Below are 26,171 nucleotides of genomic sequence, written 5' to 3' on the forward strand. Positions count from 1 at the left end.
CCGGAGCGCAGCCGTGATCAGTGACCCTGCCGGCGAAGGCGTTCCTTCCGCTCCCTGCGTTCACGGCTTCGGGCCTCGGAAATGGCATGGGCAGCGTCGACATCAGCGCGAGTGGATTCCTCGACCGTGCGATTCTCCGTCCAGTTGGACGAGAGAAGCGGGCAACGGATCGACTGCGAGAGGATTCCCACGAGGAATTCCAGCAGTGACCCCCGGAAGTGCCAGTACCGCCCGTATTCCGCGACCATGATCGTCCAATGATCCGGGTCCGCGGATGTCAGCCAGCAGAGCGTCTGCCCGTCTACCGTGGATCCCCACGGGTAGAGTCCGCCTTCCTCGGGAAAGAACGGAAATGGCGGCACCCTCGTCTCCCCCTCGTCATCCAGGAGATAGACGTACTCCAACGTCCGATCAGGGCGGATCGAGCCAAGTCCGTCGATGGCCGCTCGCCTCTCGGAGCGTTCGGGAAAGACACCGGGATGGTCGATGATGAGGTATTCGCCCAGAGTCAGTTGCGCATAGCGGGCGGTGAGTTCCCTGTAGTCCCGCGGAAATGTGAGACCTGTATCGCGCTCCACTCGTGGCCAATCCACGGGTGGTGCAGCCTTGGCAGGAGGCCCGATGAGAGCTTCCAACTCCATGAGGTAACCGGTCAAAGATCCCTCGCTTTCCCGTCGTCCTCTACAGACACGTCCAGATCCCTGATCGTGCGCCCTGACTGTGCCCCTCAGCTGAGCGCGGGGCACGGCGCGGTCAGCACCGCGGCCGGCAGACAGGTTCCACCGGCCGGGTCCGCCGGGCGCTCCGGGATGGAGATCGCTGACCGCTGGATCAGACGGCTGCGTCGTTCAGGATGATCATGTCGGCGACGAAGCAGACGACGTCGCCGTCCGCGTCGCGGCCCGCCCAGACCGGATAGGCGCCGTCACCCCAGCCGCTCAGGAACGCGACGCAGTTGGCGCCCGGTCCGACGTCGATCCCGGCCCACACGTGCTCGTGAACCAGGTCGCAGATCCGATCGAACTCGTCGTCGTCCTCGCCGGCGGCGGCCAGTGCCCGGGCCGCCGAGGCGTCGAACAGGCACCCCATGCCGGTGTCCACGCCGAAGCCGTAGAACTCCCCATCGCCGAGCAGTCTCGGATCCTGGCCCGGCTCCAGCGCGAGTTCCCAGGTCACCGGTTGCCGGTCGGCGATGACCACCTTGACGCCGGCCACGCGCCGGTGCTCGGGGTCGTCCACGAAGGCCGCGACGGCCAGGCTGACCTCGTACGTGCCCGGGGGAACCGCGGCGGTGAACGCCTCGGTGTCGTCCTCGACGCACCCCGGATCGGCCGCGACCAACCTGCCGGTGGGCATCACCAGGGATGGGCCCGGTTGGACGTCCATGACGACCTCGCCCATCCGGGGGAGGGCGAAGCGCTCCCCCTGCCGGAACATCCGATCGAGCCATCTGGGACGCATCGGCGCGGGAGGACGCCATGGGGATGTCACCCGCTCCGGCGCGTCCGGAGCGCCGGTGACGCGCACAGCGGCATCCGGAGAGAGACCGGAGAGGTACCGGTGTGCGAACGCCCACTCGCCGAACACGGGCATCGGGAACCACAACCGGCCGGGGTCGGCCTTCGGCCACGTGTGCCTCGAACCGCCCCTGTCTCCCTTGGGCTCGAGAATCTCCCGGCAGCGGCCGTCGGGATCGAACGTGCGACTCCTGGTCCAGGCCCGCGCGTCGAACTCGGCCTGCTCGGCCGAGTCGTAGCGCCACTCGCACGTGTGGCGCAGGAAGATCTGGTCGTCGGCCAGAACGCGATGGTCGTACTTGACGGTCCGCCGGCCTTGTTCGTCAAACAGCCAGACGGCCCAGTGACCGTGTCCCCAGGCGACCTCCAGCATCATCCACGGGCGGCCGGCGGACACGAGAACGGCGTACTGCTCGCCACGCCCGTCCCGTTCGGCGGCGACCTGCTCGGAAAGGTGGCCGGCCGCGGCCTTCCTCACGGGATCCCATCCCTCGCAGTACGTGATGTCCAACTCGTTCACGAACACCCGCCGACCCCGCCTTCCCGTGGATTCGCCCAGACCTTAGCGGCCGGTGCCGACACTTCTGCTCCGGCTGCCCGTGACGACGCGGTCAGGCCGCGTGCCGGTAGGCGGGGTAGGTGAGGTAACCGGCGTCACCGCCCTGGTACCAGGTGGACTCGTCGTCCGGCGCGATGGGGAGCCCCTGGCGCAGCCGCTCCACGAGGTCGGGGTTGGCGATGAACGCGCGGCCGAAGCTGATCAGGTCGGCGCCGAGCCCCAGCCAGTGATCGGCCGCCGCCTTGTCCGCCCTCCGGGGGCCCATCGGGAAGACCGGGTTGACGATGAGCGTGCCGGGCCAGGCCTTGCGCAGTTCGACGAGCACGTCCTCGTCGGTGGTGGCCTCGAGGTGGACGTACGCCAGGTCCAGGGGGCCAGCTCGGCGAGCAGCGCGCCGTACAGCTCGGGGACGTCTCCGTCCTCGGCGCCCCAGAAGCCCGCGCCGGGCGAGAGCCGGATGCCCGTACGGTCGCCCCCCACTGCCTCCGCGGTCGCCGACACCGCCTCCACCGCGAAACGGATCCGGCCCGCGATCGATCCGCCGTACGCGTCGGTGCGCAGGTTGGCGGTGCTCGACAGGAACTGGGCGATGAGGTAGCCGTTCGCGCCGTGCAGTTCCACGCCGTCGAAGCCGGCGTCGACGGCCCTGAGCGCGGCCTGCGCGTAGGACCTGGCGTGCTCGGGCACCTCGGCGGTCTCCAGCGCCCTCGGCACGGGCGCGGGCCTAGGCCCCGACGGGGTGAACACCTCGCCGGGAGCGGGGACGGCCGAGGGGCCCACCGGCCGCATCCCCGTGGTGTCGGGGTGGGAGACACGGCCCCCGTGCATGATCTGGGCGAAGACGCGGCCGCCGTTGGCGTGGACCGCGTCGGTGACCGGCCGCCAGGAGGCGACCTGCTCGTCGGTGTACAGCCCCGGAGTGCCCGGGTTGGACTGCCCCACGAGGCTCGGCTGCACTCCTTCGGTCACGATGAGCCCGGCGGTGGCGCGCTGGGCGTAGTAGGCCGCCATCGACGGTGTGGCCAGGCCGCCCGCGGCCGCGCGGACCTGACATTGACGTCAGATGCAAGCGTTCGAGCCGAGATTTCCGGCAGGAGGCCCGATGCGGATCGGTGAGTTGGCGGCACAGGCGGGCGTGAGCGTCCGGTCCCTGCGCTACTACGAGGAGCAGGGCCTGCTCACCAGCACGCGCAGTCCCAGCGGCCAGCGCCACTACACCGAGGACGAGGTCGAGCGGGTGCGGTTCATCCAGCGCCTGTACGGCGCGGGGCTGTCGAGCCGGACGATCGCCGAGGTCCTGCCGTGCGTCGACTCCCCGAGCGAGCGGAACTCCGACGAGGCGTTCGAGCGGCTGGTCCGGGAACGGGACCGGATCAGCCGGCACATCGACGAGCTCGCCCAGGCCCGCGACGCCCTCGACCTGCTCATCGACGCCAACAGAGCGCACCGCACCCACCTGACGCCCGGCTGACCGGGGCATGACGGCGACGGGCGCGCCGCCGATCGCGACCCGCGCGGCAGAACGCCACGGCCCTCCCGCGCACGCACGGGAGGGCCGCCGCGAAGGCCTCGGGTCAGCGCCTGAACAGACGCGGCGCCAGGTCGATGAGGTTCTTCTGCCACACGTCCCAGCCGTGCGGCCCCGGGGTGACCCCGTCGAACTCGTAGCGGATGCCGAGATCGTTCAGCGTGGTCAGTGTTCCCATGAAGAACGGCTGCACGAAGTCGGTCTGGTCGCCGACGTACAGGCGCAGCATCTTCGTCCCGTTGTTGATCGCCGCCACGTCGACGCCGGCGCCGTCGCCGAACCAGGCCGAGAACGCCGCGACGTAGGCGAACCGGCCCGGGTACGCCTTGAGCACGTTGAGCGTCTGCACCCCGCCCATCGAGAGGCCGGCGAGGGCCTGCCGCGACGGGTCGCCGGAGATGTTGAAGCGGGCGCGGGCCGCCGGGACGATGTTGTCCAGCAGCTCCTTGGTGAAGTCGGGCACGTTGCCGTTGCCCATCACGACCACCATCGGCACGAGCTTCCCGTCGAGGAACTGGTGATCGAGGATCTGCTTGGCGCGGCCCATCTCGACCCAGTCCGTGTAGCTCTGGCCGCTGCCGTGCTGGAGATAGAGGACGGGATACGGCTCCGCGCGCTTGGCGTCGTACCCGGGCGGGGTCCACACCAGCGCGGTCCGGTCCTGGTTCGCCACCGTGCTCGCGTACGTCAGGCTCTCGACCTTGCCACCTCGGCCGGCGGGAACGTCCGAGAGCAGGCGTGCCCGCTCCCCCGGGATGAAGAAGGTGCTCCAGTTGGGCTCGGAGGTCACCTTCGTCGGGTTCGACGTGTCCTTGACCGAGACCCGGTCCACGATCCACTGGTAGTAGTAGAACCACGGCTCCAGCGGACCGATGGTCACCCGCCACCGGTCTCCGTCGCGGGACATCGGGACGCGCAGCCAGCTCCCGCCGGGAGCGTCGTTCGCCCACACCGTGACGTGCTCGGCGTCCGTGAAGTCCGTCGTGGTCTCGAAGGTGACGAAGCCGTCCTCGGACACGAACGGCGTCGGGGTCGTGCCGGGCCGTGGCGGGTGGAACTCGCCCTTCAAGCGCCCGTGACCTGCGCTCGGACCGTGGCCGGGCACGTTCCGGAACAGCCGGGGCACGAAGTCGATCAGGTTCTCCTGCCAGGCGTTCCAGTTCGCCCCGCCGTCGGGATTGACCCCGTCGAACTCGTACCTGACACCGCTGCGGTCCAGCGCCTTCGTCAGGCGGACGGTCGCGTTGTACGCGGGATCGGTCACGTTGCCGGTGTACAGGCGCAGCAGCTTGAGGCCGTGATTGATCGCCCTGGCGTCCGGCCGGCCGGCGCCGTCCGTCAGCAGGCCCGAGAACGAGCCCACATAACCGAATTCGTTCGGGTGAGTCAGCGCGGCACGCAGCGCCTGCGACCCGCCCTCGGCCACACCGGCGATCGCCTGGTGCGCCGGATCGCGGAGGACGCGGTAGTCGTCCGCGACCGCCTTGCGGAGGTCCTTGAGCTCCTTGCCGTCGTCCGGTCCGCGACCATCGCTGATCACGACCACCATCGGCTCCATGGAGCCCTGGACCGACAGGTTGTCGAGGATCTGCCTGGCCCGGCCGAGATCGAGCCAGTCGGTGGCGCTCCGCCCGTCGCCGGAGCGCAGGAACAGCACCGGATACGGCTTGCCGCCCTTGGCCGCGTACCCCGGCGGGGTCCAGACCAGAGCCGACCGCTCCTCCTTTTTGACCCGGTAGGTCAGGGTCTCGACCTTGCCGCCCTGCCCCTGCGGCGCGTCCGCCAGCAGGCGCGCCGAGTCGCCCCGGACGAGGAACGTGCTCCACAGGGGCTTGGACGCCACGGCGGTGGAGTTCGTCGGGTCCTTGAGAACCTTGGTGTCGTCACCCGTGACCTGGTAGGAGTACAGCCCCGGCTTGAGCGGGCCGAGGGCCCCCCACCAGATGTCGCCCCTGCGGGTCAGGCCGTACTCCGCCCAGGCGAAGGAGGGGCCGAAGTTCCCCTCGACGGCCAGCTGCGACACCGGGCCCGCGTTGGCCTCGATGTACGCGGCCGGGATGCTGATCGCCACGTAGCCGTCGTCCGAAACACTCAGCCATGGGGTGTCCGCCACCGCTGGTCGCGGCGCGGCCAGGACTGCCGCGACCGCCATGACTCCGGCGGTGATCACCGCCGAGAGCCGGCGCACGCCCTTGGGGCGCAGGCCGCCGTGCTGGAATAACGTCATACCGAAACTCCCCTGATGGCCGGCAGTGGTCGCTCCGACCAACCGGCCCGACTTATCGGTGAATGTGCCACGAATTCCGCGCCTGGACCTCCGTTGTCACGGGGACATTCGCCCTCTTTTCATCGCAAGCGTTATCAGTCGCGTTTTCACCAAGTCAAGTTAATTGATACGCTTTGGAAGCACAAGCCCGCCCGCGACTCGCCGGACGTACGCCATGGGAGAACGCCGCGGATGGCGCAGAACGGCCAGGACAGGGCCGTCACGCCGGCACCGGTCCGAGGATGACGGCCCTCATGAGCGCGGCGGACATGGCACGGGTTCGCGGACGTGAGGGTGGTCTCGCATAAGTCCGGCGACCGCCGGCAGATGGGGTGGCCCGCGGTCGGCGAGTGTCACGTCCGGCGATAGAAATTGTCTCCACCGGAAACGCAACCCGTAATTTTTACGGCGTAACCGGTGCCGGTGCGCTACTGGCCTCGGTGTCATCGCCGCATCGGCGAATCATTCGGAGACGCTGTTCTCCGGCACTCGGAGACGACCGCGAGCCGGGCTCCGCCCGGACCGTCTTTCCCTGATCGAGGTCGCCGTCTACGAGGCGGTCGCCGCGGGCCGATAGCCTCTCGTCCGGACGAAACGGGAGGTTACGGGCGTGACGGAACTGTTGATGGGGCTCAGCCTCGGCCTGGGTGCGGGTGTCACACCCGGGGCGCTGCTGACGCTCGTCATCACGGCGAGCCTGCGCGGCGGGTTCCGCGCGGGGGTGCGCCTGGCCTGCGTGCCGCTGCTGTCCGACCTCCCCGTGGTGCTGCTCGCCGTGACGGCCGTCGGGGCGCTGCCGCAGGTGCTCCTGCGCGTCCTGGCCGTCGGGGGCGGGCTCTACGTCGTGTACCTGGGCGTGGGGACGCTGCGCGAGGCCCGTACGGCCCTGCCGCCCCGGCCGGGCGAGGCGGCGCCCTCCTCGGCCGGGGAGGTCCTGCGCGGTGTCGTGGTGAACCTGCTCAACCCGCACCCCTGGCTGTTCTGGATCGCCGTGGGCTCCCCGATCTTCGTCTCGGCGTGGGACCACGCCCCCGCGTACGCCCTGGCCTTCGTGGGCGGCTTCTACCTGGTCCTGGTGGGTTCCAAGGTGGTGCTCGCGGGGGCCGTGGGGGCCGGCCGGCACCGGCTGACCGCCCGCGGCTACCGCCTGCTGCTGGGCGCGAGCGGCGTGCTGCTGGCCGCCGTCGGCGCCGTGCTCACCGTCCGAGGACTGCTTCCCCGGGGGCTGTAGTCGCCACCCTGCTGCGGCGGTGGCCGTACAGGAAGTAGACGGCCGCGCCGATGGCCATCCAGACGAAGAACCGGATCCAGGTCTCCACCGGCAGGTTGAGCATCAGGTAGGCGGACGCCAGCACCGACAGGATCGGCACCAGCGGCACCAGCGGGGTGCGGAAGGAGCGGGGCAGGTCGGGGCGGGTCCTGCGCAGGATCACCACCGCCACCGCGACGATCACGAACGCGAACAGCGTGCCGATGTTCACCAGTTCCGCGATGGCGCTCAGCGGGATCAGCGCCGCGAGCAGAGCGGTGACCGCGCCGATGATGATCGTGATCCGGTACGGCGTGCGGAACGTCGGGTGGACCCGGGCGAGGGAGCGGGGCAGCAGGTTGTCGCGGCACATCGCGAACAGCACCCGGCTCTGCCCGAGCATGAGGATCATCACGACCGTGGTGAGCCCGGCGATGGCCCCGATGCTGATCACCGTCGCCATCCAGGGCTGGCCCACCGCCCGGAACGCGTCGGCGAGCGGGGCCGACGCGCTGAGCTCGGAGTAGTGCTGCATGCCGACGACCACGAGGGAGACCGCCACGTAGAGGATCGTGCAGACGACGAGCGAGGCGATGATCCCGATCGGCAGGTCGCGCTGGGGGCGGCGGGTCTCCTCGGCCGCGGTCGCCACGACGTCGAACCCGATGTAGGCGAAGAAGACCAGGGCGGCGGCCGTGAAGACGCCGAACACGCCGTACGCGACCGGCTGCACGCCGAACAGCACCTGGATGAGCGGCGCCTTCATGCCCTCGGTCGCGGGCATCGCCTGGGCCGGCGGGATGAACGGCCGGTAGTTGGCCCCCTTGACGAAGAACAGCCCTGCGATGATCACGAGGAGCACGACGGCCAGCTTGACCGCCACCATGGCGCCGTTGAACCGGGCCGACATCTTGATCCCGGCCACCAGCACCCCGGTCAGCAGGATCACGATCAGCGCCGCCGGGATGTTGAAGACGGCCTCGTCTCCGGCGATGGACGGCGGCAGGTAGACGCCGAAGTTCTTCAGCAGCGACGCGAAGTAGCCCGACCAGCCCGAGGCGACCACCGCCGCGCCAAGGGCGAGCTCCAGCATCAGGTCCCAGCCGATGATCCAGGCGGGGAACTCACCGATCGTGGCGTACGCGTAGGTGTAGGCCGAGCCGGCCACCGGCACCGTGGCGGCGAACTCGGCGTAACACAGGGCCGCGAGCGCGCACACGACCCCGGCGACCACGAAGGAGATCGCGACGGCCGGGCCGGCCGTGTTGCGCGCCGCCACGCCGGTGAGCACGAAGATCCCGGTGCCCACGATGACACCGACGCCGAAGACGGTCAGATCGAGAGCGCTCAGGCTGCGCCTGAGCCGATGCTCGCCGCCCTCGGCATCCTCGATCGACTGTTCCACCGGCTTCGTCCGGAACACGCTCATCCGCAGGCTCCTCATCGTGTCGACGACCTGCAGACTTCCCGGTCACACCGGTATTACTCCTGGTTGTCAATCGGTGGGCTGCACCAGCCGCGCCGGGTGGCTCTCCATCACCGGCGACCGGCGTGCCACGGCCTCGGTGATCTGACGGGCGAGGTCCTGCCCGGTCAGGCCGATCTCGGAGAGGATCTTGGCCCGCTTGGCGTGGTCGAGGAAGCGCTGCGGGATGCCGTAGGTGCGCACCGGCACGTCCACGTCGGCGTCGCGGAGCAGGCGCGCCACGGCGTCGCCCACGCCGCCGACCCGGCCGTTGTCCTCCACCACGACGACCAGCTTGTGCGCCGCCGCGGCCAGCACCAGGGCCCGGTCCAGCGGCTTCACCCAGCGGGGGTCCACCACGGTGGCCGAGATGCCCTGGGCGTCGAGGAGGCCCGCGGCCTCCAGGCAGATCTCGGCCATCGGGCCGACCGCGACCAGCAGCACGTCGGCGTCGCCGGCGCGCAGGACGTCCATCTCGCCGAGCTTGCCGACGGCCTCCACGTCCTGCGGCAGGGCGCCCTTGGGATAGCGGACCACCGACGGGCCGTCGTCGATGCGGACCGCCTCGGCCAGCAGCTCGCGCAGCCGCGCGCCGTCGCGCGGGACGGCGATCGACAGCCCGGGGATCACCTGCAGGATCGACAGGTCCCACATGCCGTTGTGGCTGGGACCGTCGTCTCCCGTCACGCCCGAGCGGTCGAGCACGACGGTGACCGGCAGGCGGTGCAGCGCGACGTCCATCAGGAGCTGGTCGAAGGCCCGGTTGAGGAACGTGGCGTAGAGGGCCACGACCGGGTGGACTCCGCCGAGGGCGAGCCCCGCGGCGCTGGTCAGGGCGTGCTGCTCGGCGATGCCCACGTCGTGGATGCGGTCCGGGTAGGCCTCGGCGAAGGCGGCCAGGCCGACCGGGTGGAGCATCGCGGCGGTGATCGCGACGACGTCGTCCCGGTCGCGGCCGATCTTCACGATCTCCTCGCTGAACACGTTGGTCCAGCTGTGCGGCTTGGGCCGCTCCTCGCCCGTCAGCGGGTCGAACGGGCCGGGGCCGTGGAAGCAGTCCTCGTCGTGGTTCTCCGCGTGGGTGTAGCCGTTGCCCTTGCGAGTGAGCACGTGGACGATGACGGGCCCGCGGAAGGCCCGGGCGCGGCGCAGGGCGGCCTCCACGGCCCCCTCGTCGTGCCCGTCGATCGGGCCGACGTACTTCAGCCCGAGGTCCTCGAACATGGCCTGCGGGGTCAGGATGTCCTTCAGGCCCTTCTTGATGCCGTGCAGCGTGTCGTAGAGCGGCGTGCCGACGACCGGCACCCTGGCGAGGTTGTTCTTCACCAGTTCGAGCACGTGCTCGTAGCCCTGGGTCATCCGCAGGGACGACAGATGGGAGGCCAGACCGCCGATCGTCGGCGAGTAGGAGCGGCCGTTGTCGTTGACCACGATGATCAGCGGCAGGTCCTTGCGCCCGGCGATGTTGTTCAGCGCCTCCCAGGCCATGCCGCCGGTCAGCGCGCCGTCGCCGATCACCGCCACCACCGTGCGGCCGGTCTCCCCGCGCAGCGTGATGGCCTTGGCCAGCCCGTCGGCGTACGACAGGGCGGTGGAGGCGTGCGAGTTCTCGATCACGTCGTGCTCGGACTCGGCCTGGCTGGGATAGCCCGACAGGCCGCCCTCCTGGCGCAGCGTGCCGAACTGCCCGGCCCGCCCGGTCAGCATCTTGTGCACGTACGCCTGGTGGCCGGTGTCGAACAGGATCGGGTCGCGCGGCGAGTCGAAGACCCTGTGGAGGGCGATGGTCAGCTCGACGACGCCCAGGTTGGGGCCGAGGTGACCGCCGGTCTTCGCGACGGAGGAAACCAGCAGATCGCGGATCTCCGCCGCCAGCGCGGGCAGCTCTCCCGCCTCAAGGCGCTTCACGTCGAGCGGGTCCTTGATCGTCTCCAGAATCCCCACCGCGCATCCTTCCGCTCGCCATCGAACGGATCGAGTCTAGTTCTAGGCAGGCCTGGAGGTATCAGGGGAGGCACCGAACCTCCACAAGACCTTTCCCGTTACGACATCGATTCCGCTTTACCCGTTGCCGCCTCCTGCCCTACCCTCATGATCCACGTGGGGAAAGTCCGTATTAATGCGCCTTCGGGCTCCTCGCCACATTCCTGACTGTCTCTCTGTCCGCTTGGGATGCCCACTCATGATTCGCATAAGCCTCCGCCCGGTGGCCGTCGCGGCCACGGCGGTGGCCGGAGTCCTGTCCCTCACCGGTACGGCGGGCGCCTCCGGCGCGACGGCGGCATCGGCCACATCGGCGGCGCGGCCCCTGCCCACGGGTCCGAAGGCGCTGACGAGGAACCCCCTCTACACCACCGGCGAGTTCGAGTTCTTCGCGTGCAGCGAGTTGAGCCGCAGGCCCGGCGACATCGACACCTACCGGGTCTATCTGGACAACCTGCTCGACTGCCTCAACCGGACCTGGACCGAGGAGTTCCGGCAGGCCGGGCTGAAGTTCTCCCCGCCCAAGGTGCGTTACATCACAAAGAGCGTCGCCACGGGCTGCGGCAAGTACCCGGCCGGCTACGCGGCGGGCCTGTACTGCCCCAGGAACGGCACGATGTGGATCCTGCTGTCCAAGGGACAGCTGTCCGACCCCAACGAGTTCAACCTCTTCACGGTCATCGCCCACGAGTACGGCCACTACGCGCAGGACCGGGCCGGCATCCTGCTCGAGTTCGCCCGGCAGTACCCCCGGCTGAGCAAGAAGCGCGTCGACGACCTCAACCGCCGCATCGAGCTGCAGGCCGAGTGCTTCTCCGGCGCCTTCATCGGCAGCGTCTGGCGTTCGCTCGGCCGTGACCAGGTCGACTGGGACGACCAGCTCAAGTGGATCATCGGCGACAAGTGGCACGGCAAGGCGAACAACATCCGCTACTGGCTCAAGCGCGGCTGGTACGGCAACGGCCCGAAGGTGTGCAACACCTTCTCCGCCCCCGCGTCGAAGACCGCTTAGGGAGCGACCCGGGACAGCGCTTCGAGGGGGTCGGCGAGCACCTGGGCGAAGGCCAGCTCGGCGGCCCCCATCAAGGTCGCGTCGTCGCCCAGGGCCGAAGTGCGCAGCCGCACCTGCTCCCGCGTCGCGCGCAGGGTGCCGGTCGCGATCCGGCTGCGCACCTGGGCGGCCGAGCCCAGGTAGATCTCCCGCAGGATGCCGCCGAAGACGACCATCTCGGGGTTGAAGATGTTCACCAGGCTGGCCACGCCGAGCCCGAGCCAGTTCCCCACGCGGGCGAGGGCCTCCTGGGCCCGCACGTCGCCGCGGTCCGCGGCGTCGACGACGGCCCGGACCGCGTCCCGCCCGATGATCTCGCCGTACCGGCCGGCGTGCTCCATGAGGGCGGGCTCCCCCACCTCGGCCTCCAGGCAGCCGCGCGAGCCGCAGGCGCAGGGGCGGCCGTCCGGGTTGACCACCATGTGGCCCACCTCGCCGCCGTACCCGCCGTATCCCCCGAGGAGCTGGCCGTTCACGATGATCCCGCCGCCGATGCCCACGTCGGCGTGCAGGTAGATCAGGTCGCGGCAGCCGGCGCCGATCCCGCGGGTGTGCTCGGCGAGCGCGCCGAGGTTGGCCTCGTTGCCCACCGCGACCGGCAGCCCGAGCGCGAGCCGCTTCGTCAGCTCCTCCCCCAGCGGCACCTCGAACGCGCCGATGTTGGGCCCGATCCTGACCACGCCGTCGGAGGCCCGGACCACGCCGGAGACCGCCGCGGCCGCGCCGACGCAGATCGTGTCCTCGCGCGTCTTGCGCCGCATCTGCCGGGCGAAGCCCGCCAGCGTCCCCACGACCTGCGCCATGTCGAACGGCTGGCGCGCCCGGGCGGTCTCCCGGCGGTCGAGGATCACGCCACCGAGGCCGATGCGCGCGGCGGCCAGCCGGTCCACCCCCACCTCGAAGGCGAGCACGTAGACGCGGGCGGTCTCCGGGCGGACGACCAGCGACGGCCGTCCCGCCCGGCCGGTGTCCTTGGGAAGTTCCTCCCTGACGAGCCCGGCCGCCGTGAGGTCCGCCGTGAGCGCCATGATGGTGCTGCGGTTCAGCCCCATCAGCGCGGTCAGCTCGGCCCGCGACGTCGGCCCGCCCAGGTGGACGTGCCGCAGCAGCGTCCCGAGATTGTGCTTGCGGATCTCCTCCTGTGAGGGACCGGCGCGCATCATCGGGGCAGCCTCGCGGATTACGTGGGGGGGCGGTCAGGGGGGTGCCGTGAGAGGGCTCAGGGGGCGGAGATCACCTTAGCGGTCCCGATCACGTCATCTTCTGCCGGTCGCCGCCGCGCGCTTCCTCGACAGCGCGTCCACGCCCGCGGCGAGCAGGAGCACCGATCCGGTCACGACGAACTTGACGCCGGCGCTGTAGCCCATGAGGCCCATGCCGTTCTCGATGACCGCGACCACCGCGCCGCCGAGCACCGCGTCGAGCGCCCGGCCCTTGCCGCCGAAGAGGCTGGTCCCGCCGATGACGGCCGCGCCGACCGCGAACAGCAGCACGTTGCTGCCGCCGGTGTTGGGGTCGACCGAGTTGGCCCGCGACGCCGCGATGATGCCGCCGATCGAGGCCATGAAGGAGCAGATGACGAACGCGGAGATGCGGATGCGGTCCACGTTGATGCCGGCCCGGCGGGCGGCCTCGGCGTTGCCGCCGACCGCGTAGATGTGCCGGCCGTACGACGTCCGCCGCAGCACGAAGGTCCAGACGATCAGCAGGATCACGATCAACGGGACGACGATCGGCACGCCCTTGAGCGACACGATCGCCGCGTTGCGGCTGCGCTCCAGGTTGAGCACGTACACCGCGAACCCGGCGACCACGGCCAGCGTCAGGATCCGGGCGCCGATGACCGCCATCGGGGTGGCGACCAGGCCGCGGGACGCGCGGCGGCGCGCCTGCACGAACTGCAGGGCGGCGTACGCGGCGACGCCCACCACCAGCGCGATCCAGCCGGCGATCGGGGGGACGTTCTTGTTCGCGATCGCGAGGATCGTCTCGTCGCGGATCGAGATGTTGGTGCCGTCCTTGACCAGCAGCAGCACGACGCCCTGGAAGGCCAGGAACGCCGCCAGCGTGACCACGAAGGAGGGGATGCCGAGCTTGGCCACCAGGGAGCCGAGGACCATGCCGATGACGGCGCCGGTGACCATCGCGGCCAGGACCGCGAGATACCAGGGCCAGCCCTGCAGGGTCAGCAGCACGGCGAGCACCGCGGCGCAGACGCCGCTCGCGAAACCGGCGGACAGGTCGATCTCGCCGAGGAGGAGCACGAAGATCAGGCCCATGGCGATGACGGCGACCGCCGCGCCCTGGGTGAACAGGTTGGCGAAGTTGACCGCCGACAGGAAGGCCGGGCGCAGGATCGAGAAGACCACGCAGAGGATGACGAGGCCGAAGACCGCGGGCAGCGCCCCCAGCTCACCGCCCTTGACCCGCTCGAGGTAGCCCTTGACGTGCACGCCGATCGAGGAGTCGGCGTTCTCCTGCTTGGGGAGCGTTTCGGTTGTCATGATGCCGCTCCGTTGCCGTTCCTGAGCCCGAGCTCCCCGCTCCGCCCGGAAGTGATGAGTTCCACGACCTGCGAGTGGGTCACCTCGGAGGCCTTGACCTGGGCCGCCATCCGTCCCAGGTACAGCGCCGCGATCCGGTCGGACACGGCGAAGACGTCGTTCATGTTGTGCGAGATGAGCACCACCGCGAGGCCCTTGTCGGCCAGGCGGCGGACCAGCTCGAGCACCTGGGCGGTCTGCGCCACGCCGAGGGCGGCGGTCGGCTCGTCGAGGATGACGACCTTGCTGTTCCACAGCACGGCCTTGGCGATCGCCACGGTCTGCCGCTGGCCGCCGGACAGGCTGGAGACGTGCTGGCGCAGCGACTTGACGGTGCGGACCGACAGGCCGGCCAGGGTCTTGGCCGCCATCTCCTCCATCGTGTCCTCGTCCAGGACCAGCCCGCTGCGGCGCTCGCGGCCGAGGAACATGTTCTGCACGATGTCGAGGTTGTCGCAGAGGGCGAGGTCCTGGTAGACGATCTCGACGCCCAGCGCCGCCGCGTCCCTGGGCCCGTGCACCTGGACCCGCTCGCCCTCGAAGAAGTATTCGCCCGAGTCGATCGGGTGGATGCCGCCGATGCATTTGACCAGCGTCGACTTGCCGGCGCCGTTGTCGCCGACCAGTGCTGTCACCTCGCCCGGATAGGCCGAGAAGGCGACGTCGTGAAGGACCTGCACGGGGCCGAAGCTCTTGTTGATGCCGCGCAGTTCCAGGATCGGTCCCTGGGACACGATGGGCTACTCCGTAGATCGATGGGGCCGGTACGGCGCCGTTCTCCGGGCCGCCACTCGTCGCTCCGGGCGGTGCGGGGCGCCCTGTCTCGTTCCGGGACTGTGTCGTTTCCCGGGACTGGGCGCCCCGCACGGTGCTCGTCGCGGCTCAGCACGTCACCCGCTCAGGGGGTCCGCGTCGCCGTACGCACCCGGTGGATGGATGGGCTTAGCTGATGCCGGCCTCGGTGCACTTGTCGGCGAACTCGCCGGTGCACAGCTCGTCCTTGCTCACGAACCCGTCGGCCACGACGTCCTTGACGTTGTCGAAGAAGATGGCCTGGGGCTCCAGCAGCACGGAGGGGACGTCACGGTTGCCCTCGGTGTCCTTGACCGTGCCGCTCGCCTGCGGCTGCTCGCCCTTGGCCAGCGAGACCGCGAGCTGCGCGGCCGCGTCGGCCTCCTTCTTGATGGCCTTGTAGACCGTCATGCACTGGTCGCCAGCGAGGATGTTCTGCAGGCCCTGCACGGTGGCGTCCTGGCCGGTGACCGGGACCTTGCCGTTCAGCTTCTGCTTCTTCAGCACGGAGATCGCGGCGTTGCCGAGGCCGTCGTTGGCGGCGAGGACGCCGGCGATCTTCGGCTCCTGGGTCAGCATCTGCTCGAAGATCGTGCCGGCCTGGGTGTTGTCCCAGTCGGGAACCGACTGGTCCGGCCCCTTCTTGTACTCACCGGAGTCGTACTTCGGCTGCAGCACGCCGTCGTAGCCCTGCTTGAACAGCGTGGCGTTGTTGTCGGTCGGCGAGCCGTTCAGCTCGGCGACGATCGGCTTGTCGGCCTTCTTGTCGGTCAGGCACTTGACCAGGCCCTCGCCCTGCAGCTTGCCGACCGCCGTGTTGTCGAAGGACACGTAGTAGGAGGCGCTGCCGCCGAGCGTGAGGCGGTCGTAGTCGATCGTCGCCACGCCCTGCGACTTGGCCTTGTCCAGCACGGCCTTGCCGGTGCCGCTGTCCAGGTTGACGATCATCAGGACGGTCGCGCCGTTGGTGATCATCTGGTCGGCGATCGTCTGGAACGCCGTCTTGTCGCCCTGGGCGTTCTGGATGTCGTACTGAACGCCCGCCGTCTTGAAGGCCTCCTCGAGGTACTTGCGGTCGGCGGTCTCCCACCGCGCGGAGGACTTGCTGTCCGGCAGGATGACGCCGATCTTGCCGGGCTTGGCGTCGCCGGCAGCGGCCGAGGGGGCGCTGCTGGTCTCCGCCGAGGTGTCACCGCTCTCGCCCCCGCAGGCGGTGAGACCGAGGGTGAGCGCCGCGGCGGCGGCGCCGATGCTGAGGATCCCCTTGCGCATGATGCGTGGGTCCTTTCTTTGGCTGGGGGTCTATGAGGGGGTGCGGCCGAGCCAGTGCCTCGTCCCGCCGTCTGGGCGAATGCTGTCGGTCAAGACACTCCGGCCACCCGGTACGGCAGGAGCCGGGTCACGGCGTTCACCGCTCCAGGGAATGTTGTTTGAGACAACGTAAGCCCAAAGCCCAGGTGGTGAAAGACACAGGACGGTAACGTTTGTTGTCCGCGGTAACAATGAAGAAACGCACGATCAACATCGGGCGGCGTTCCTTCACGACAGGCTCGGCAGGCGATCGTGACACGTCGTGGTCCCCGCGCTCCCACCATCGGCAGGGATGCCCCGCCCGCGTACGGCGGCGGGGACGGCGACGCGGAGACCGGTGGTGCCCGATCCCGCCCGGTCCTGCCAGTCGCCGAGCTGCCGCGCCGGCGGCCGTGAGCTCCCTGTCGCCGGACGTCGCGCCGGGCGAACGCGTCGCCCTCGTCGGTCCCTCGGGCTCGGGGAAGACTACCCTGCCGACCACGCCCGGCGGCCTGCTGAAGCCCACGGCCGGCCGGGTGGTGGTCGGCGGGGTGCCACTCGCCGAGCGCCCGGACCTGCGCCGGGGGACCGCGCTGGTCTTCCAGTCCTACGGCCTGCGACCTCGTCGCCGCCCGCACCCCGGAGACCGCCTCGGCCCGGCTGCGCGGCCTGAGCACCGCGCGGATATGGGCGAGTACCTGCGCGCGGACGTGCCCGTCGCGCCGGACGGGCCGACCGCGCTGTACGGCCCGGCCGCCGTCGCGGGCGGGCTGCTCGCCGCCGCGACGGCGTGGAGCGCGATCACGCGTCCCGTGGTCGAGCAGCGGGGGCGCACCCCGCGTGCCCGGGGCCGCACCTGGATCCCCGAGGCCGTGGTGCTCGCCCTCACCGGCGCCGGACTCGTCGAACTGCTCGCCGGCGGCCCGCTCGGCGGCGCCGCCGCCCAGGACACGGGAGCCCTGCTCGCGCCCGGCCGCGCCGTCATGCCGCTGTACGCGGCCTCGCGGCGGCGCATCCTGGAGCTATCCGCACTGGCGGCGGCGGGGGCCCGCGCCGCCCCGCTGCGGCGCTCCCTGCTGATCGAGCAGGCCGTGACGCTCACGTGGGCGGCCATCACCGGCGTGCTCGCCGGCGTGACGGCCGCTCGTGTGGCGCTGCCCCAGGTGCCCGAGTTCGCCGAGCCGCCGCTGACGCCGGCGCTCGCGTACACGATCGTCCCCGGGCCGGTCGTCCTCGTGGCCGCCGCCGCCCTGGCCGCCTGCCTGGTCGCCGCCCCGGCGACCGCCGAACTGCTCCTGCGCGGCGTCCGGGTGGAGCGCCTGCGCGGGTCGTCCGCCTGACCCGATTCCGCGGCCCGCCCCCCGTACGGTTATCCGCCGTGGCCCGGCGGCCCGTAAGGCCGCTGCGGCGGCGGGAAGGGCTGCGCGGGCTGGACGGGCGGTCCCGGCTGCGCCGTGCCGTAACCGGGAGGAGGACCGTAAGGCTGCGGCGGACCATATGCGGGCTGCTGAACCACCTGAGCGGCCTGCGCCCCGATCCGCTCGTGCCGCACCGCGAGCCGCACGGCCCAGTAGATGACGAGGAACATCACGGTCGCCGAAACGGCGAGCGAGATGAGCACCCCCAGGACGCTGCTGATCATCGCTCCCCTTATGTGTGAGGACACAAGCCTGCCGATCTCAAGGAGGAACTGTCCAGTCCTCGGATCTCGGACAGCCGCGCTCAGGGGGCGAGGCTCTGCCCGAGAAGCGCGCAGGCGGAGACGGTGGCCACCGTCAGGACGGCCGCACGGACCCGCCCGCCGTCCAGATAGCGGCGCAGCGGTCCCGACACCGCGAAGCCCAGCAGGACGAAGGGCACCAGCGCCGCCCCCGCCGCCAGCGCGCGCCCCGGAAGCCTGCCGAGGGCGGCGAGGATGACGAGCGACTGGGCGGCGCTCAGGCAGAAGTACGTCGCCAGCGTCGCGCGGATCTGCGGGCCGCGGGCGCTCTGGTAGACCAGGGCGATCGGCGGGCCGCCGATCCCGGTCGCCGTGCCGGTGATCCCCGAGAGGAAGCCCGCGACGGTCAGCGTCGCGCCGTTGCGCGGCACGGAGACCGCACGCGCCGTCAGCGCCACCGCGACCAGCACCATCACGCCGACCAGCACGCCGAGCGCCGCCGTGCTCACATAGACGACCACGAGGGCGCCGACCGCGCTGCCCGGCAGCCGGCCCAGCAGGGCGAATCCGGCCCCCCGCCACTCGGTCCTGCGCCACTCCCGGGCCAGCGTGAACACCGGCATCGCGAGGTTGACGACCTGGACCGCCCCCGGCATCACCGAGGGGTCGAGCAGCGTGATCAGCGGCGCGGCCACCAGGCCCAGCCCGAACCCCACCCCGCCCTGCACGACCGCCCCGATGAAGACGGCCGCTCCCCCGATGAGCAGCAGCACCACGTCGTGATCCATGCGCGGACCCTAGCGGCGTCCCCCGGCGTCCCGGCAACCGGTTATCCGTGGCCAGGAACTCGGACAATCACCGTCAGTAACTGAAATATGGTGCGAGAGTAATCAGAGCCTTCGTAGGCTCCCACGTGGCGACATCGCCATAGCGCTTTTTGTAGACAGGATCGTAGCCTCGCGGTATGGGCAGCGAGCAACGCCACACGACGATCCGGGTCAGCACTCTCACTCGCGACAAACTCGCGGCGATCGCCAAGCAGGAAGGCAGACCCATGACAGCAGTGATCGACGACGCCGTCGCCGAATACGAGCACAAGAAGTTCTGGGAGGAGATGCGAGCAGCGGTCGAGCGGACCCGGCGAGAGGACCCCGAGGGCTGGGCCGACTACCTGGCGGAGACAGCCGTCTTCGACCGCGCCGCTCCGGACGGCCTCGAGCCGGAGGACTGGTCCTCCCACCTGCCCCCGAAGGAGCATGATGCGGATAACGCGCGGTGACCTCTGGCTGGCCGACCACGGTCAACCGACGGGCCGAGACCAGGGCGGGCCGAGGCCCATGGTGGTCATGAGCGGCCGCGCGGTCAACGACGTGCGGACGGGCCTGGTGTTCACCGTGCCGTTGACCACCACCGAGCGCGGCTGGCCCAGCCATGTCGAAATCGCCCCCGGCACGGGTCTGGAGAAGCAGAGCTGGGCGATGGTGGAGCAGTTCCGCGCCATCTCCGTGCAGCGGCTGACCAGGAGGATCGGCTGGGTGGAGGAGCCGACGCTGGAGAAGATGCGCGTCATTCTGAGCCACCTCATCCGGGCGTAGACGAGCCGCTCGCGGCCTCTGCCATGTCCGGAGGACGGACGCATGAGCTCCTCGTGCCGTACGGCGAGGACTCAGGCCTTCTACGCTCCGCGCTCCGTCCTCGGCGCAGTGCCGCCCGGGCCGACAGGTCAGTTACCGCCGGCCCGGGCCGCCCCGGTGTCAGCTCTTGGCGAGCCGCTCAGCTCTTGGCGAGCAGGGAGCGCAGGACGTACTGCATGATGCCGCCGTGGCGGTAGTAGTCCGCCTCACCGGGCGTGTCGAGACGCACGACGGCCTGGAACTCGACGTCCCCGGCGCGGACGGTGACCGTGGCGGGGGTCGAGCCGCTGTTGAGCTCCTCGATGCCGGCGATGTCGAAGGTCTCCTCGCCGGTCAGGCCCAGCGAGTCGGCGCTCTCGCCCTCGGGGAACTGCAGCGGCAGCACGCCCATGCCGATCAGGTTCGACCGGTGGATGCGCTCGTACGACTCGGCGATGACGGCGCGCACGCCGAGGAGCGCGGTGCCCTTGGCCGCCCAGTCACGCGACGACCCGGAGCCGTACTCCTTGCCGGCCAGGACCACCAGCGGGATTCCGGCGGCCTGGTAGTTCTGCGACGCGTCGTAGATGAACGCCTGCTCCCCGCCCTGGGTGAAGTCGCGGGTGTAGCCGCCCTCCACGCCGTCGAGCAGCAGGTTGCGCAGCCGGATGTTGGCGAACGTGCCGCGGATCATCACCTCGTGGTTGCCGCGGCGGGAGCCGTAGGAGTTGAAGTCCCTGACCTCGACGCCGTGCTCGCGCAGGTAGCGACCGGCCGGGGTGTCGGCCTTGATCGAGCCCGCGGGCGAGATGTGGTCGGTCGTGACCGAGTCGCCCAGCTTGGCCAGGACGCGGGCGCCCCTGATGTCCGTCACCGGCTCGGGCTTGGCCGGCATGCCGTCGAAGTACGGCGCCTTGCGGACGTACGTCGACTCCGGGTCCCACTCGAAGGTGTCGCCGGTCGGGATCGGCAGCGACCGCCAGTTCTCGTCGCCCTTGAACACGTCCGCGTAGTCACGCTTGAACATGTCCTGGCTGATCGACTCCGACACCACCGCCGCGACCTCCTCGGGCGACGGCCAGATGTCCTTGAGGAAGACCGGCTGCCCGTCGGTGCCGACGCCGAGCGGCTCGTTGTTCAGGTCGACGTCCATCGACCCGGCCAGCGCGTAGGCCACCACGAGCGGCGGCGAGGCCAGGTAGTTCATCTTGACGTCGGGGTTGATCCGGCCCTCGAAGTTGCGGTTGCCCGACAGCACGGCGGTGACCGCGAGGTCGCTCTCCTGGATGGCGGCGGAGATCTCCGGCTCCAGCGGGCCGGAGTTGCCGATGCAGGTGGTGCAGCCGTAACCGACGAGGTTGAAGCCGAGCTTGTCGAGGTACGGCTGGAGGCCGGACCGCTCGAAGTAGCCGGTGACGACCTGGCTGCCCGGGGCGAGCGAGGTCTTCACCCACGGCTTGCGCGACAGGCCCTTGTCCACCGCGTTCTTCGCCAGCAGGGCCGCGCCGAGCATGACGTACGGGTTCGAGGTGTTCGTGCAGGACGTGATCGCGGCGATCGTGACGACGCCGTGGTCGATCTCGAAGGACGTGCCGTCCGACAGCGTCACCGGCGTGGGCCGGTGCGGGCGCTCGCCGTTGCGCCGCACGGCGTGCGGCACGTCGCCCGCCCCGCTGTGGGCGATCGCCGGGGAGTCCGAGGCCGGGAAGGACTCGGCCGACGCCTCGTCGGCCGGACCCTCGATGCTGTCGTCGGTGACGTAGGTGCGCACCGCCGCGCGCCAGGCCGACTTGGCGTCGGCCAGCGGGATGCGGTCCTGCGGGCGCTTGGGCCCGGCGATCGACGGGACGACGGTCGACAGGTCGAGCTCGATGTACTCGCTGAAGACGGGCTCGGGCGCCGAGGGGTCGAGCCACAGGCCCTGCTCCTTGGCGTACGCCTCGACCAGCGCGACCTGCTCCGGCGAGCGGCCGGTGAGCTTGAGGTAGTCGACGGTCTGGCCGTCGATCGGGAAGATGGCGCAGGTGGAGCCGAACTCGGGGCTCATGTTGCCGATCGTGGCGCGGTTGGCCAGCGGCACGCTGGACACACCCTCGCCGTAGAACTCCACGAACTTGCCGACCACGCCGTGCTTGCGCAGCATCTCGGTGATCGTGAGCACGAGGTCGGTCGCGGTCGCGCCGGCCGGCAGCTTGCCGGTCAGCTTGAAGCCGACCACCCGGGGGATCAGCATCGAGATCGGCTGGCCGAGCATCGCGGCCTCGGCCTCGATGCCGCCGACGCCCCACCCGAGGACGCCGATGCCGTTCTCCATCGTGGTGTGGGAGTCGGTGCCCACGCAGGTGTCCGGGTACGCCTTACCGTCGCGGGTCATGACCACGCGGGCCAGGTGCTCGATGTTGACCTGGTGGACGATGCCGGTGCCGGGCGGGACGACCTTGAACTCGTCGAACGCCGTCTGGCCCCAGCGCAGGAACTGGTAGCGCTCGCGGTTGCGCTCGTACTCCCGCTCGACGTTGCGCTGGAAGGAGTCGGGGTGACCGAAGAAGTCGACGATGACCGAGTGGTCGATGACCATCTCGGCCGGCGCGAGCGGGTTGATCTTCGCCGGGTCGCCGCCCAGGTCGCGTACGGCCTCGCGCATCGTGGCGAGGTCGACCACGCAGGGCACACCGGTGAAGTCCTGCATGATCACGCGGGCGGGCGTGAACTGGATCTCCACGCTCGGCTGGGCGTTCGGGTCCCAGCCCGCGACGGCGCGGATGTGGTCGGCGGTGATGTTCGCGCCGTCCTCGGTGCGGAGCAGGTTCTCCAGCAGGATCTTCAGGCTGTACGGGAGGCGCGCCGACCCCTCGACGGCGTCCAGCCGGTAGATCTCGTATGACGCGTCACCGACGCGCAGCGTGTCACGGCTGCCGAAGCTGTTCGCGGACACGAAGTTCGCCTCCCCAGGGTTCCGGGCTAGTCACAGGTTTCGTGTGCATCCTCCCGCACGCACGGGACACTCCCGACAATTAGGTTGCCCTAACCTGTGCGGCTCGGCGGATGTCTCGACGTCAAGATATCCCTCGAGATATCTCGACATCAAGTTACTCGGCGGTAGAAAGATCTCCATGCGGCCGGGACCGGCAAACAGCCAGATTCTTCCCGGTGCGCCAGTGCGCTCGCTCAGGCCGGCATCAGCCGCAGGCAGAACAGCGCGATCACCACGATCGACAGGGCCGGGCCGAGGAACTGCTTCTCGAACGCCTTGCCGGTCTTGATGCCGATGTCCCACGGCAGGAGCCAGCGCCCCTTGATCGGCCATAAGACGGGACAGCCGCGCTCGGTCAGGCAGTCGCCGATCACATGCACCAGGCAGCCGACCCCGATGGCCAGGCCCAGCCAGGCATAGGTCACCCCGAGCGTCATGAAGGTGAAGAACAGCGCCGCCGTGAGCCCGATGTTCACGATGGCGGAGGTGAGCGTCCTGCCGGGCACGCCGATGCCCACCGCGCGGATCGCCAGGCCGATCATCAGTACGACCAGGATGTCGCGGCCGATGGCGTAGCGCTCCCCGAGCAGGTGCGCGCCCACGCCGGCCAGGACGCTGAACAGCAGCGAGTGAGTGGCGTGCCGGTGCCCGCCGCTGACGAAGTTCACACCCTTGCTCAGCAGCCAGGTCACCGGTCCGAACGTCTGGGCGATCGTGGCGCTTGGATGGTCGAGATCGGGCAGCATGGCCGCACCGGCGCAGACCACGGCGCCCGCGACGAGCTCGGGCGGGGTCAGGATCGGCCCCGTCAGCGTCGCCAGCTCCGGGTGCCCCACCGCGTCCGGCAGCGCCATCAGGGCCGGGGCGACCGCCAGCCACACCGCCGCCCCGCTGAGGGCGTGCGAGTGCCCCATCATGACAAGATCACGCTTGCAGACTGTACGGCAAAGCACCGACAAATTCCGCGAAGCGCCCACCGCCCGGGCACGTGTCGCACGCGTCCGCCGGGCGCGGCCGCCGGAACGACAAAGACGGGATCGTCCCGCTCCAAGAGCACCCCCCAGCCCTCTCAGAGCAGAACGATCCCGTCTTCGTGTGAGATAACGCTACGGTCTCGGACGCTGTTCCCCGTACTCAAAAAACTTCCGCGTGAGCTATGTCACTCTTACCTCGCGTTGTTGCCAGAACGGTCGCGATATATCGTTGAGCCATCGAGAACAGATCGCAAACCAGAAGGGGGCACTGCGATGAGTTCGGCACACGCGATGGGGGCGCCCTGGACCCGCCCCGACTTGAGACGACACTTGAGGCAGGAGATGCGGCGCGCCATGCGCGAGAGGTTCATCAAGGGGGCGGCCATGTGGCATCAGGAACAGGGCGGCGGCCCTCACGAGCACCGGCACAGGGGCGGCATGCGGGGGCGCGGCCCATGGGGCGGTTTCGGGCCCGGTGGCCCGTTCGGACCGTGGGCGGGCGGCAACTTCCCGTTCGGCCCCCGGGGCTTCGGCCGGCCGAGGAAGGCCAAGCGCGGTGACGTGCGGGCCGCGATCCTCGCCCTGCTCGCCGAGCAGCCGCGCAACGGCTACCAGATCATCCAGGAGATCGCCGAGCGCAGCCAGGGCGGGTGGAAGCCGAGTCCCGGCGCCGTCTACCCCGCGCTGCAGCAGCTCACCGACGAGGGCCTGGTGCGCGCGGAGGAGACCGAGGGGCGCAAGACGTTCCAGCTCACCGACGCCGGGCGCGGCTACGTGGAGGAGCACGGGGACGAGGTCCGGGCGCCGTGGGAGGAGATGACGCCCGACATCGGGGACGACGTCCACGAGTTGTTCGACCTGTCCAGGCAGGCGGCCTCCGCGCTGTTCCAGATCGCCCACTCGGGCTCCGAGGGGCAGGTCGGGCAGGCGAAGCAGGTCCTGGCCGAGACCAGGCGGCGGCTCTACCAGATCCTCGCCGACGGCGACCCCGCGGAGGAGTGACGATGGACTCCCCCGAGGGCTCTCCCGGCCGGCCCGCCGCCGGAGGCGGCGCACACACTCCCCGCGGCGGCGGCGCGTCCGCGGGCCACGCCCCGCCGGGCGGTCCGGCGTACGGCGGGCCGCGGACCGGCGGCCTTCGCATCGGGGACAGGGAGCGCGACGAGGTGACGCGGCTCCTGCACGACGCGTTCGCGCAGGGCCGCATCACCCGCGAGGAACTCGACGAGCGCCTCGACGCGACGCTCTCGGCCCGCACGGCCGAGGACCTGCGGCGGGTGACCGCCGACCTCCCCGGCGCCTGGCCGGACGACCCGCGGCAGGCGGGCGCCCATCACGGCGGCCGCCGGGCCGGGGGCCCGTGGCACCCGGGCTCCCCCGGGCTGCCGGGCGGGGCACCCGGGCCGTACGGCGGGCCGTGGACGGGGGCCGGTGCGTGGGGCCCGCACCCGGGGCCGCCCTGGGCCAGGCGTCACCACCACGGCCCGGCCCGGGGACCGGCCGGGCGGCGGGGCGCCATGACGCGCACGAGGGGCGGCCCCGCGCCGATCGCGCTCGCCGCCGTGGCGATCCTGGTCGTCGGGCTCCTCACCGGGGCCTGGCCGCTGTTCGTGATCGGCAGGCTGCTGCTGGTCGTCTGGCTGGTGACGACCGTGGTGGGGCTCATCCGGCGCCGTCACCACGGACAGGGCATGGGATACCGGTGAGCGGCGGGGCGTGCCGCTGCCCGGCGCGCCCCCCGTCGGCCGGAATTGGGCCTTGACCCGGGATCGGGAGCGGCCAACGATCGTCATGTCGCCCTCGGGGGAGTGTTTGCGGCCACGCCGACGAACGGAGGGTGAAGTGAAGCCGGCCGAGCCAGAACCCGAGGTGGTGCGGGAGACCGAAACTGCGGGGACGAGGCAGATCAGGATCAGGCTGCTGGACGCGGTGGAGACGGCCGTGTGCAGCAACTCGACGGGGAACTGACACCCACCCAAGACGTCCGCGGAAGACCCACGCGCGCCACGTATCCAGATCCGGGCCGGAGCCGGGCGCGCTCCGACCATCGATTCGGCTTCGGCCGAGGGAGGCTCCATGCCCGGAGAAGCGTTCGATCACGTCAGACAGGCAGCGGGAGAGGTCCTTCCCGCCGCGGAGTACCGGACCGAGCTCTACGATCACCTGCGCGGGACCGAGGGCGTCGTGTGGAAGCTGGAGCGCGCCCAGCACTTCCACGAGCCCGACACCCCGAGCTGGGTCGCGATGACGAGCGGAGACTGGGACCGGTCGCTCGCGCTGATGGACGAGATGCGCTTCGCCGACGACCTGCCGCCGCGGGCGGAGCTGCGCCGGCTGCGGATCGTCGAGATGCCGCCGACGCCGTACCTGCAATGGGAGATCGTCCTGCTCGCGGCGCGCACCCGGGCGGGCGAGCGGGCGCGGGCGCTGCACGCCCGGTCCGTACGGCCGCTGGAGAGCCGCGCGCCGCTGCCCGAGCTGCTGATCGTGAACCACGGCCTGATGTACGAGGTCCTCTACGACGAGATCGGCGCCCACGTGGGCGGACGGCGGATCACCGACACCCGGGTGATCGAGGGCTGTGCCCGGGCCGTCGCCGAGCTGTACGCCCGCGCCGAGGACATGGTGGCCTTCCACGACCGCGAGGTGGCGCACCTGCCTCCGCCGGTCGCCGGACGCGTCCTGTCCCGCCCCGGCCACCCGTGAC

The 26,171-nt window shown here is 70.6% G+C and carries 25 protein-coding genes; 10 read left to right on the forward strand and 15 right to left on the reverse strand.

Annotation, left to right across the window (positions count from 1 at the left end; translation table 11 throughout):
* Positions 1 to 17: 17 nt before the first annotated feature.
* The 4 genes from AAH991_RS03425 to AAH991_RS03440 all read right to left on the reverse strand — a co-directional run bounded on the left by AAH991_RS03425 (position 18) and on the right by AAH991_RS03440 (position 3,087).
* The gene (locus AAH991_RS03425) at positions 18 to 656 is read right to left on the reverse strand and encodes a hypothetical protein (protein ID WP_346224244.1); all 639 of its coding nucleotides are present in this window, start codon (positions 654 to 656) and stop codon (positions 18 to 20) included.
* Positions 657 to 831: 175 nt separating this feature from the next.
* Positions 832 to 1,995, reverse strand: a complete 1,164-nt coding sequence (locus AAH991_RS03430) for a DUF4241 domain-containing protein (RefSeq protein WP_346224245.1) — start codon at positions 1,993 to 1,995, stop codon at positions 832 to 834.
* 133 nt (positions 1,996 to 2,128) lie between these two features.
* A complete protein-coding gene (locus AAH991_RS03435) occupies positions 2,129 to 2,341 on the reverse strand; it encodes a hypothetical protein (protein WP_346224246.1) in 213 nt (70 codons plus the stop codon).
* Positions 2,278 to 3,087, reverse strand: coding sequence for an oxidoreductase (locus AAH991_RS03440; protein ID WP_346224247.1), 810 nt, complete (start codon positions 3,085 to 3,087; stop codon positions 2,278 to 2,280). The genes AAH991_RS03435 and AAH991_RS03440 overlap by 64 nt, the downstream gene beginning before the upstream one ends.
* A 91-nt stretch (positions 3,088 to 3,178) precedes the next feature.
* Here AAH991_RS03440 and AAH991_RS03445 point away from each other — a divergent pair, with 91 nt between their 5' ends.
* Entirely contained in the window at positions 3,179 to 3,547 is a 369-nt protein-coding gene (locus AAH991_RS03445) for a MerR family transcriptional regulator (protein WP_346224248.1), read from the forward strand.
* A 103-nt stretch (positions 3,548 to 3,650) separates the two neighbouring features.
* Here AAH991_RS03445 and AAH991_RS03450 read toward each other — a convergent pair whose 3' ends face one another.
* Complete coding sequence (locus AAH991_RS03450) at positions 3,651 to 5,831, reverse strand: alpha/beta hydrolase (RefSeq protein WP_346224249.1); 2,181 nt, start codon at positions 5,829 to 5,831, stop codon at positions 3,651 to 3,653.
* Between the two features lie 649 nt (positions 5,832 to 6,480).
* Between AAH991_RS03450 and AAH991_RS03455 the strand changes: the two genes are divergently transcribed.
* Complete coding sequence (locus tag AAH991_RS03455; RefSeq protein ID WP_346224250.1) at positions 6,481 to 7,101, forward strand: LysE family translocator; 621 nt, start codon at positions 6,481 to 6,483, stop codon at positions 7,099 to 7,101.
* Here AAH991_RS03455 and AAH991_RS03460 read toward each other — a convergent pair.
* Both AAH991_RS03460 and dxs read right to left on the reverse strand, forming a co-directional pair.
* A complete protein-coding gene (locus AAH991_RS03460; protein ID WP_346224251.1) occupies positions 7,067 to 8,548 on the reverse strand; it encodes an amino acid permease in 1,482 nt (493 codons plus the stop codon). The genes AAH991_RS03455 and AAH991_RS03460 overlap by 35 nt on opposite strands.
* Before the next feature lie 66 nt (positions 8,549 to 8,614).
* Positions 8,615 to 10,528: a 1-deoxy-D-xylulose-5-phosphate synthase gene (gene dxs / locus AAH991_RS03465; RefSeq protein ID WP_346224252.1), complete on the reverse strand. Its 1,914-nt coding sequence runs from the start codon at positions 10,526 to 10,528 to the stop codon at positions 8,615 to 8,617.
* A gap of 238 nt (positions 10,529 to 10,766) precedes the next feature.
* Here dxs and AAH991_RS03470 point away from each other — a divergent pair, with 238 nt between their 5' ends.
* On the forward strand, positions 10,767 to 11,579 hold the full coding sequence (locus tag AAH991_RS03470) for a neutral zinc metallopeptidase (protein WP_346224253.1): 813 nt from the start codon (positions 10,767 to 10,769) through the stop codon (positions 11,577 to 11,579).
* Here the strand turns inward: AAH991_RS03470 and AAH991_RS03475 are convergent.
* The 4 genes from AAH991_RS03475 to AAH991_RS03490 form a co-directional block, all read right to left on the reverse strand.
* A complete protein-coding gene (locus AAH991_RS03475) occupies positions 11,576 to 12,781 on the reverse strand; it encodes an ROK family transcriptional regulator (RefSeq protein ID WP_346224254.1) in 1,206 nt (401 codons plus the stop codon). The two genes, AAH991_RS03470 and AAH991_RS03475, sit on opposite strands and share 4 nt — an antisense overlap.
* 93 nt (positions 12,782 to 12,874) lie before the next feature.
* The gene (locus AAH991_RS03480; protein ID WP_346224255.1) at positions 12,875 to 14,122 is read right to left on the reverse strand and encodes a sugar ABC transporter permease; all 1,248 of its coding nucleotides are present in this window, start codon (positions 14,120 to 14,122) and stop codon (positions 12,875 to 12,877) included.
* Complete coding sequence (locus AAH991_RS03485) at positions 14,119 to 14,895, reverse strand: ATP-binding cassette domain-containing protein (protein WP_169980220.1); 777 nt, start codon at positions 14,893 to 14,895, stop codon at positions 14,119 to 14,121. Before AAH991_RS03485 ends, AAH991_RS03480 begins: the two co-directional genes overlap by 4 nt.
* 208 nt (positions 14,896 to 15,103) lie before the next feature.
* Entirely contained in the window at positions 15,104 to 16,225 is a 1,122-nt protein-coding gene (locus AAH991_RS03490; protein ID WP_346224256.1) for a sugar ABC transporter substrate-binding protein, read from the reverse strand.
* Positions 16,226 to 16,656: 431 nt separating this feature from the next.
* Between AAH991_RS03490 and AAH991_RS03495 the strand changes: the two genes are divergently transcribed.
* On the forward strand, positions 16,657 to 17,583 hold the full coding sequence (locus tag AAH991_RS03495) for an ATP-binding cassette domain-containing protein (RefSeq protein ID WP_346224257.1): 927 nt from the start codon (positions 16,657 to 16,659) through the stop codon (positions 17,581 to 17,583).
* A gap of 29 nt (positions 17,584 to 17,612) precedes the next feature.
* Here AAH991_RS03495 and AAH991_RS03500 read toward each other — a convergent pair whose 3' ends face one another.
* Together AAH991_RS03500 and AAH991_RS03505 are read right to left on the reverse strand one after the other, a co-directional pair.
* A complete protein-coding gene (locus AAH991_RS03500) occupies positions 17,613 to 17,885 on the reverse strand; it encodes a hypothetical protein (RefSeq protein WP_346224258.1) in 273 nt (90 codons plus the stop codon).
* 80 nt (positions 17,886 to 17,965) lie between these two features.
* Entirely contained in the window at positions 17,966 to 18,691 is a 726-nt protein-coding gene (locus AAH991_RS03505) for a sulfite exporter TauE/SafE family protein (RefSeq protein WP_346224259.1), read from the reverse strand.
* A 176-nt stretch (positions 18,692 to 18,867) separates the two neighbouring features.
* Between AAH991_RS03505 and AAH991_RS03510 the strand changes: the two genes are divergently transcribed.
* Both AAH991_RS03510 and AAH991_RS03515 read left to right on the forward strand, forming a co-directional pair.
* The gene (locus AAH991_RS03510) at positions 18,868 to 19,182 is read left to right on the forward strand and encodes a hypothetical protein (RefSeq protein WP_183536294.1); all 315 of its coding nucleotides are present in this window, start codon (positions 18,868 to 18,870) and stop codon (positions 19,180 to 19,182) included.
* Positions 19,163 to 19,498, forward strand: a complete 336-nt coding sequence (locus tag AAH991_RS03515; protein WP_346224453.1) for a type II toxin-antitoxin system PemK/MazF family toxin — start codon at positions 19,163 to 19,165, stop codon at positions 19,496 to 19,498. The genes AAH991_RS03510 and AAH991_RS03515 overlap by 20 nt, the downstream gene beginning before the upstream one ends.
* A gap of 178 nt (positions 19,499 to 19,676) precedes the next feature.
* On the opposite strand, the gene AAH991_RS03520 is transcribed toward AAH991_RS03515, so the two are convergent.
* Both AAH991_RS03520 and AAH991_RS03525 read right to left on the reverse strand, forming a co-directional pair.
* Positions 19,677 to 22,451, reverse strand: a complete 2,775-nt coding sequence (locus tag AAH991_RS03520; protein ID WP_346224260.1) for an aconitate hydratase — start codon at positions 22,449 to 22,451, stop codon at positions 19,677 to 19,679.
* Between the two features lie 233 nt (positions 22,452 to 22,684).
* Positions 22,685 to 23,407, reverse strand: coding sequence for a metal-dependent hydrolase (locus AAH991_RS03525; RefSeq protein ID WP_346224261.1), 723 nt, complete (start codon positions 23,405 to 23,407; stop codon positions 22,685 to 22,687).
* 411 nt (positions 23,408 to 23,818) lie between these two features.
* Here AAH991_RS03525 and AAH991_RS03530 point away from each other — a divergent pair, with 411 nt between their 5' ends.
* The 4 genes from AAH991_RS03530 to AAH991_RS03545 all read left to right on the forward strand — a co-directional run bounded on the left by AAH991_RS03530 (position 23,819) and on the right by AAH991_RS03545 (position 26,170).
* Complete coding sequence (locus AAH991_RS03530) at positions 23,819 to 24,466, forward strand: PadR family transcriptional regulator (RefSeq protein ID WP_346224262.1); 648 nt, start codon at positions 23,819 to 23,821, stop codon at positions 24,464 to 24,466.
* A gap of 2 nt (positions 24,467 to 24,468) precedes the next feature.
* Positions 24,469 to 25,170: a DUF1707 SHOCT-like domain-containing protein gene (locus AAH991_RS03535; RefSeq protein WP_346224263.1), complete on the forward strand. Its 702-nt coding sequence runs from the start codon at positions 24,469 to 24,471 to the stop codon at positions 25,168 to 25,170.
* Positions 25,171 to 25,306: 136 nt separating this feature from the next.
* Positions 25,307 to 25,432, forward strand: coding sequence for a hypothetical protein (locus AAH991_RS03540; RefSeq protein ID WP_259401020.1), 126 nt, complete (start codon positions 25,307 to 25,309; stop codon positions 25,430 to 25,432).
* 108 nt (positions 25,433 to 25,540) lie between these two features.
* Positions 25,541 to 26,170, forward strand: coding sequence for a DUF6879 family protein (locus tag AAH991_RS03545; protein WP_346224264.1), 630 nt, complete (start codon positions 25,541 to 25,543; stop codon positions 26,168 to 26,170).
* Position 26,171 lies beyond the last annotated feature (1 nt).

It is taken from the genome of Microbispora sp. ZYX-F-249, assembly GCF_039649665.1.
In the GTDB taxonomy this organism is placed as follows: domain Bacteria; phylum Actinomycetota; class Actinomycetes; order Streptosporangiales; family Streptosporangiaceae; genus Microbispora; species Microbispora maris.